This window comes from Alcanivorax profundi (assembly GCF_003597125.1).
In the GTDB taxonomy this organism is placed as follows: Bacteria; Pseudomonadota; Gammaproteobacteria; order Pseudomonadales; family Alcanivoracaceae; genus Alcanivorax; species Alcanivorax profundi.
This window is the reverse complement of record NZ_QYYA01000026.1, coordinates 1-1,229: the sequence shown is the minus strand read 5'-3', so window position 1 is coordinate 1,229 and position 1,229 is coordinate 1. Positions and strand designations below refer to the sequence as shown.

Here is a 1,229-nt window from a genome sequence, read left to right as displayed (position 1 = left end):
TGAATCGCCACCAGTTCTCTAGACACTTATCAGCCGTTCTTGGTGACGCTTTTCATACTCTACCGGTGACAGCTTTTCATTAGAACCATGGCGTCGCCGGTTGTTATAGAACATCTCGATATAATCAAAAATATCTGCCCGGGCGGCATCACGACTGCTGTAAATCTTTCGCTTTATCCTCTCCCGCTTCAACAGCTGGAAGAAGCTCTCAGCAACAGCATTGTCGTGGCAGTTACCGCGCCGACTCATACTCCCTTCCAGATCATGCGCCTGCAGAAACGAGTCCCAGTCGTGGCTGGTGTATTGACTGCCTTGGTCCGAGTGAACAACTACTTTGCCCTCAGGCTTACGACGCCAGACAGCCATCAAAAGCGCATCCAGCGCCAGCTCCTTGGTTATCCTGGATTGCATTGACCAACCGATCACCCGTCTTGAGAACAGATCCAGAACAACCGCCAGATACAGCCAGCCTTCATGTGTGCGGACATAGGTAATGTCCGTTACCCAACTCTCGTTTGGTGCTTGCGGATTGAACTGCCGCTGCAGGATATTCGGTATCACCTTGTGTACCTCCCCAGCCCTATGGCGTGGCTTACGATAACCCACCTGCGCTCGTATTCCTGCGTGGCGCATCAGGCGGTGGACTCGATTGGGCCCGCATCGCTCGCCATACTCGCGTAGATCAGTATGGATCTTCCGGTAGCCATACACCGCTCCGGATTCCAGCCAGAACTGTTTGATCAGCCCGGACAGGCGCTCGTCCTCGATTGCACGATCTGAACGAGGCTGCTTCTGCCAGGCGTAAAAGCCACTGGGGTGAACGTCCAACAGAGAACACAGCGAGCGAATTGGCCACCGCTCGCTGTGCTCCTGAATAAAGGCGTACCTCAATCGGACTGACTGGCGAAGTACGCCGCGGCTTTTTTTAGGATGTCTCGCTCTTCGGTAACGCGCTTGAGCTCTTTCTGGAGTCGGCGGATCTCGGCTTGGTCCTCTGCATTGGCCTGATGCTGCTCGGAATCCGGACCAAACTTCCTGATCCAGGCGTATAGACTATGGGTGGTGACACCGAGTCGATCAGCCACTTGGGCCACACTGTGACCACGATCCGTCACCTGACGAACCGCCTCAATCTTGAATTCTTCGGGATAGCGCTTGCTGCTCATGGATACCTCTCTGATTGCCATTTTGGATGGCTGAAAGGTGTCTAGCAAACTGGTGGCGATTCA

The 1,229-nt window shown here is 54.1% G+C and carries 1 protein-coding gene; it reads right to left on the bottom strand.

What is annotated here, in order from left to right; all coding sequences use genetic code 11:
* Positions 1-18: 18 nt before the first annotated feature.
* A protein-coding gene (locus tag D4A39_RS16685; RefSeq protein WP_119918583.1) for an IS3 family transposase occupies positions 19-1,166 on the bottom strand; the annotation gives its coding sequence in 2 pieces (ribosomal slippage) (positions 19-929 and positions 929-1,166; 1,149 coding nt in all).
* Positions 1,167-1,229 lie beyond the last annotated feature (63 nt).